Source organism: Frankia canadensis, from assembly GCF_900197875.1.
GTDB lineage: Bacteria > Actinomycetota > Actinomycetes > Frankiales > Frankiaceae > Frankia > Frankia canadensis.
The window spans coordinates 1-6,722 of record NZ_FZMO01000209.1 but is presented as its reverse complement, the minus strand read 5'-3'; the positions used below and the strand labels follow the sequence as shown (position 1 = coordinate 6,722).

Genomic DNA, 6,722 nt, shown 5'->3' with positions numbered 1-6,722 from the left:
GTCCTTGGCCAGCGCGCGGGCGACGACGGCGGCGACGGCGGGCGGCACCGCGTCCAGCGGGGGTGGCGGGGTGCGCAGGTGCAGGGTCATGAGCTGGGTCATCGGCAGCGAGCGGGCGAACGGGGGGCGGCCGCTGAGCAGCTCATAGAGGACGACGCCGAGGGCGTACAGGTCGCAGGCGGGGCCGAGGGGACGGCCGTCGAACTGCTCGGGTGCCATGTAGACGGGGGTGCCGACGAACGTGCTGGGGGCCGCGCCGGAGGCGCCGACGAGCTTGGCGATGCCGAAGTCGGTGACCTTGAGCAGGCCGTCGGCGGTGAACAGCATGTTGTCGGGCTTGACGTCGCGGTGCAGGATGCCGCCGTCGTGGGCGCAGCGCAGGGCGGCGCAGGCGGCGAGGCCGACGGCGGCGACCGTGGCGACGGTCAGGCCGTTCGCGGCGAGGGTGCGGGCGCTGCCGCCGGCGAGGCGCTCCATCACCAGCAGGCACAGGTCGGCGGACTCGACATAGTCGTAGATACCGACGATGTGGGGATGGTCGAGGCCGGCGAGCACCCGGGCCTCGGCGAGGAAGCGGCCGTGGGCGCCGCCGTCGGAACCGGCCGTGGACAGCACCTTGATGGCGACGCTGCGGCCAAGCCGACGGTGCCGCCCGGCGAGCACCACCGCGTGGCCGCCGTGGCCGAGCACCGCCGTCACGTCATAGGCCGGCAACGCGTCGGCGACCCGTTCGGTGACCGATCGCTGCGACCCGAACCCGCCCGGCCGCGCCGACCCCGCACTGTTCATCGCCGCCACGGCCCTCGCGTCGACGACCCCCCTGCCCACGAGCCCCTCGGTGACACGGTGAGGCTCAGCCGCAGGGCGGATCGTAGCCGAGGTCGGGCAGGTACTGCTTCCATTCGGCGCGGGTCAGCGGGTCGCCGGCGCGGGAGCAGAGGGCCGACTCGGTGGCCCGGGCGTCCAGGCTCCAGACGAACCCCACGACCTGGTAGGGCGCGCCGACGACGTACGCACCCGTCGGCGCGAACGCGACCGCGGCGAAGCCGTTGTACCGGCCGGCGAACGTCGCGTACGGTTTCGGGTCCCCGCCGCCGGAGACGTCCCACAGCCGCACGACCCCGTTCGCGCCGCCGACGGCCGCCGCCATGAGCCGGCTGTCGGGGCTGAACTCGATCGCGTTGACGCCGGCACCCAGACCGATCAGCGGGGTGAGCGCGCGCGGGGCCCGCCGGTCGCGGACGTCCCACCGGGCGATCTGGGTGTCGAAGCTGCCGACCGCGAGGGTGTCGCCGTCGCGGCTGAACGCGACGGTGATCAGCGCGCTGGTGAAGCCGCCGATCGTGCCGAGCCCGACCGGATGGTCGAGGTTGGTGACGTCCCACAGCCGGACTGTACGGTCACTGCTGCCCGACGCGAGGGTGCGCCCGTCGGGGCTGAAGCTGACCGTGGACACGTCGTAGCGCTGCCCGCCGAACACGGCCCGCTGGCGGGGGGCGGCGCGGTCGGCGATGTCCCACAGGGCGATGCGGGCGTCGGAGCCGGCGAGCGCCAGCGTGCGCCCGTCCGGGCTGATCTTCAGGTCGGCGATGCCGCCGATGCCGGGATGCACGGTGGCGAGCACGCGGGGGTGGCGCGGGTCGGCGACGTCCCACAGCAGGACGGTGCCGTCGAAGCCGGTGGTGGTGTCGAGGCTCGCGGCGACGAGGACCTTGCCGTCGGGGGTGAAGCGGACGTTGTCGGCGGCGGCGTTCAGCCCGGTGAGCTCGGCGGCGGGCACCGGGCGGGCCGGGTCGGTGGTGTCCCACAACCGAACGGTGTTGGCATAGTCGCCGGTGGCCACCACCCGCCCGTTCGGGGCGACGGCCGTCGACCACAGGAACTTCGACGCTCCGACGAGGGTGGCGCCGGGGACGTCCCACAGCCGCAGGGTGCGGTCGTCGGCGCCGCTGGCCAGCGTCCGCCCGTCGGGGCTGAACGCGACCGACCAGACCTTCGATCCGTGCGGGAGGACGGCGACGGTGTCACCGTGGCGGGTCGGGTCGTAGATCTCCACGGCGTTGCTCGCCGCGACGGCGACCAGGCCCGCCGTGTTCACCGCGACCGACGTGACGGCGCGGACCTCGTCGATGACCTGCACGACGGTGGGATGGCGCGGGTCGCTGACGTCGTAGACGCGGGCGGTGGTGTCATCGCCGCCGGTGACGGCGAGCCGGCCGTCGGGGCTCAGCGCCACCGAGCGGATCGTCGTCGAGGCGCTGAGCACGACGTTCGAGCCGACCTCGCTGGTCAGCTCGCCGAGCGGCGCCGGGGCGGCGACGTCACGCACGTCCCACAGCAGCGCGCGGCCGTCGTCGCCGCCGGTGAGCAGCTCGGAGCCGTCGGCGCTGTAGGCGAGTGCCCGCACGTTCGCGGTGTGCGCGGTGACGGCGCCGACCTGGCGGACCGCGGCGACGTCCGCGACGCTCCACAGCCGCACCTGCGCGCCCCAGCCGCCGGTGGCGAGGATCCGCCCGTCGGGGCTGAACGCCAGCCCGTACACCGAGTCGGTGGCGCCGGGCAGGGTCGCGGCGAGTGCCGGGTGGGCCGGGTCGGTCAGCGTCCACAGCCGCACGGTGCGGTCGTCGCCGCCGGTGGCGAGGTAGCGGCCGTCCGGGCTGAAGGCGACGGACTTCACCGCGAGTCGGTGCCCGCGGATGGTGGCGAGCGGCGTGCGCCGGGACGGGGCGGCGGCGTCCCACAGGGCGACCGACCAGTCGTCGCTGGCGGCGGCGACGAGACGGCCGTCGCGGCTGTAGGCGACGGCGCCGATCGGGCGGGTCTGGCTGCCGAGATGGCGGGTGGCGAAGCCGTAGCCGCTGGCGAACGTCGACAGCAGGGCGCTGCGCGCCTCCGGCGTCGGGGCGAGCCGGTAGGCGACGGCGGCGAGCTGGGCGGCGGCGAGGGGGTCGGCGGCGCGCAACTGCGCGGCCTGCCGGCCGATCGCGACCGAGCGGGCCTCGTCACGCTCGTCGGCGACGCGGGCCCGCTGCCAGAACGCGAACGCCATCGCCCCGCTCGCGACGAGGACCAGCACCGTCAGGGCGGCGACGAGCTGGCGCAGCCGTCGGGTGCGGCGCGCCTCGACGTGGCGGGCCGGCGTGCGGGGGGGCGGGGGGGGGGGGGAGGGGGGGCGGGCCGGCGGGGGCGCCCGGCCCCGCCTGGCTCGTTGTCGACCGACTCGCGGGCGGCGGCCAGCCGGCTGCCGGTGAACAGGTAGGACGGGTCGCGCCCGCCGTTGTCCCAGCTCGTCGCGGCGTCGGCGAGGCGCTGGCGGGCCACGGCCGCGGCCCGGTCGACCTCGATCCACTCACGCAGCCGCGGCCACGACCGCAGCAGCGCCTCGTGCGAGATCTCGACGCTGTCCGCGTCCGCGGTCACCAGCCGCGCCCCGACCAGCGCGTCCAGCACGCCGGCGACCACCGTCGACGGCGCGGCCGGCAGCGTCGTCGCGCCCGCGGTCGTCCCCGCCGTCCCCGCCGTCCCCGGCTCCCGCGGCTCCCGCGGCTCCCGCGGCTCGGACAGGGCGAGCAGCTCGGCGCGGGGGACGCGGCGGCGGGTGTCGTCGGTGCCGTCGCCGAAGCGGACCAGCCGCAGCATGATCTGCCAGGCGAGGTCCTGGCCGGCGGCGTCGAACGCGCCGAAGGTCTCCTCGGCGGTACGGGCGATCGCCCCGCGCAGACCGCCGACCCGCAGATAGCCGGCGACCGTGAGGGTGCCGTTCTCCCGCTCCTGCCAGGTGGCGCGCAGCGCGTGGGCGAGCAGCGGCAGCGATCCCGGGTCGGCGACGACGCCGTCCTCGCTCGCGCCGAGGTCGTGCACCATCAGGTCGACGAGGCCCGGTTCCACCGCGAGGCCCACCGTCTCGGCCGGGCGGACGATGGCGTCGCGCACCTCGGCGGCGGTCATCGGGCCGACGACCACCTGGCCGCGCTGCAGCGCGTCGACCAGCTCCGGGTGGGCGGCGCACCAGCCGTAGAAGTCCGCGCGCACGCCGAGGACGACGACCGCAGGCGGGCTGTCCGCCCCGTCCCCGCGGGCGGCGGCGACGAGCGCGCGGATGAAGGCGGTGCGCTCCCGCTCATCGGCGCACAGGGTGAACGTCTCCTCGAACTGGTCGACGACGATCACCACCCGCCGGGTCGCCCCGGCCCCGCCGGCCGCCGGGCGCAGCGCGAGCAGGTCCGCGAGGGCGCCGACGAAGCGCTCCGGTTCGGACACGACGTCCAGCCGGGCCGCGGCGAGCACCGACAGCCCCGCCGCGGCCGCGAGCCGACCGGCCAGCTCACGTGCCGGATGATCGGTGGGGGTCATCACCACCTGCGGCCAGCCGCGCGCCCCCGCCACCGCGCCGCGGGCAAGCGCCGGCAGCAGGCCGGCGCGCAGCAGCGACGACTTCCCCGATCCGGACGCCCCGACGAGCACCAGCGGACCGGCGCCGCCGAGGCGGTCCTCCAGGCGGGACAGCGCGTCGGCGACGGCCCGTTCGCGGCCGAAGAACCACTGCCGCGTGCCACCGTCGAACGAGGCGAGCCCCGGATACGGGCACTGCTCGTCCGCGGCGGACGCCCGCCGGGCGAGGGCGCCGGACACGGCGGTCGGTCCGGGCTCCGCGCTCGCCCGGGGCACCTCGGCGGACCCGGACGCCGCGGGCGCTCCGGCCGGGTCGGCCGCCGGCCGCGGGACGGGTGTCACCACCGGTCCGGGGCCGTCCGCGAGCAGGGCGGTCGGGGCCGCGGCCAGGTCCGCGATCGGCGGTGTGTGCGCCACGTTGTACGCCATGATCACCTGGTCCGACCAGGTGGCGGCGCTGCGCAGCACGGTGTGGCCACGCATGGCCACCCGGCGGGTGGCGGCCCGGATCAGCCGCTCGACGGTGAGCTCGACCGGACCGTCCGGGTCGCCGTTGACCAGCAGGTGCGCCCACTCCTCGAGCAGCGGAGCCGGGCTCTGCCCGGTCCCGGGCGGCGGGGCGGAGACCAGGACGACGACCTCGACGTCGGGGCCGGCCGCGGCCAGGATCTCGGTGCCCTCCCCGGCGGCGCCCGGCGCAGCGGCCGGGCGTGGCGGTGCCTCGCCGTCCGGGACCCCGCGGTCGTCGGGAACGGCGTCATCACCCGGGACCGAGCGGCTGATCGGGACTGGTTGATCGCTCAGGACGACGCGCACGACGTCGACGACGACGAGTCGGCGCGGGGCCGGGCTCGCCGCGACCGCCGCCAGCAGCGAGGTCAGCGGCAGCCAGGTGTGCGCCAGGCGGTGGGGTCGGGTATCCGAGGCCGCCGTGCCCAGGTAGAGGGCGCCATCGCCGGCGGTGGCCAGAAGGCCCTGGAAACAGACCGCTAGCGCCTCGGCCGCGTCCTCGGCGACGTCCGCGACCGCCTCGCCGAGCTCCAGCGGGCTCGACGGGTCGGTGACCAGCCGCAGGCCTTCCTCGGCCAGGCCGCACCGGTCCACCAGCGCCCGCCCGAGGGCGGGTGGGGCGGCATGGCCACCCGTGCCCACCACCAGCGCCCGCGCGCCGGCGGCGCCCAGAACCAGTGGCGACGTCCGCGACGCCGATGACCGCATCACCCGTTGCCCCCCGATGCCTACGCGGGGTACCGAGCGCCCCAGCCCGGTCATTCGCCCACGCGGCGTCGCCATCGTAGAGGATTCGCGTGATTCCAGTACCGACCGGAACAGATGTCGTTGCGGCGCCTCTGTCGTTGCGGCGCCTCTCCGGGCGCGCCTGCGACCGCCCTGTCGCCGCCGACGGTCGTATCCGGCGGTCGGACGGGACGATGGTGGCCGCACGGCGGCCCGGCCTGGGCCCGCCGACGCCCGGGGTTCACCGTCCGACAGTTGCCGAAAACCGCGGAGAATACCTCCGGCGGGCATTTCACTGATCCACGGTCGAGCCAAACAGGAATTACGCAGCCAATACGCCAACGACCACCCATCGAAGGGCCTTTCCACGTCCGGCGTGTCACCTCCAGATGATCATCTGCTTCTGATATCGATTGGGCCCGTCACCGACGGCCACGGGGCCGGGGGGCCAAGCGGCGACAAGGTAGCGGTAAGGCGGATTTCGACTCTCCAGCTAGATGCCGAGCCAAAACGTCGATCCGACGGAATTCGCCGGAATGAACGGAGGCCGGGTGCGTCCGACGGCCGGGACAAGCCGGTATCGGACCCCCACCAGCAGCACGGCGGGACGAAGGCTGCCAGCCCAGCAGACCCACGGGAAACGAAGGGAAGAGCAGACAGCCAAGGAAACAGCCCCACTCACCATCACTCCCGGCCATCGCCGCCACGCGGCACACCACTTTCCCATCAATCCATTCACAGCAGAAACGGAGCATCAGATGAATCGTAACTCCCTGAACAGGGCCATCGTCAGAACAGCATTCATGCTGTCGGCGACGACTGGCGTGCTCGCCCCGCTGGCGATCGGCCAGGCGGCCATGGCCCAGGCGGCGGAGGTCCCGGGACCGGCCGGCGTGGTGAGCGGCACCCCGCAAGCCCTGAACATCTTCGATGATGACAAGGACCGAGGTCCCCAGGGACCGCGGGGACCGCAGGGTCCGCGCGGCTTCCAGGGACCGCAGGGCGCTCAGGGAGCTCAGGGAGCCCAGGGAGCCCAGGGCCCGCGCGGCTTCCAGGGACCCCGTGGCTACCAGGGACCCCGTGGCTACCAGGGA

Annotated in this window: 3 protein-coding genes and 1 pseudogene; 1 reads left to right on the top strand and 3 read right to left on the bottom strand. The window is 75.2% G+C overall.

Annotated features, from left to right (window positions below):
• The 3 genes from C1A33_RS17075 to C1A33_RS17065 all read right to left on the bottom strand — a co-directional run.
• On the bottom strand, nt 1-828 hold an 828-nt coding region (locus C1A33_RS17075), incomplete at its 3' end, for a serine/threonine-protein kinase (RefSeq protein ID WP_133150706.1).
• Between the two features lie 25 nt (nt 829-853).
• On the bottom strand, nt 854-3,076 hold the full coding sequence (locus C1A33_RS17070; RefSeq protein ID WP_101832480.1) for a WD40 repeat domain-containing protein: 2,223 nt from the start codon (nt 3,074-3,076) through the stop codon (nt 854-856).
• 2 nt (nt 3,077-3,078) lie between these two features.
• On the bottom strand, nt 3,079-5,610 hold the full coding sequence (locus C1A33_RS17065) for an ATP-binding protein (RefSeq protein ID WP_165818437.1): 2,532 nt from the start codon (nt 5,608-5,610) through the stop codon (nt 3,079-3,081).
• Nucleotides 5,611-6,386: 776 nt separating this feature from the next.
• Here C1A33_RS17065 and C1A33_RS35780 point away from each other — a divergent pair.
• A pseudogene (locus tag C1A33_RS35780) lies at nt 6,387-6,722 on the top strand (hypothetical protein); the annotation flags it as partial.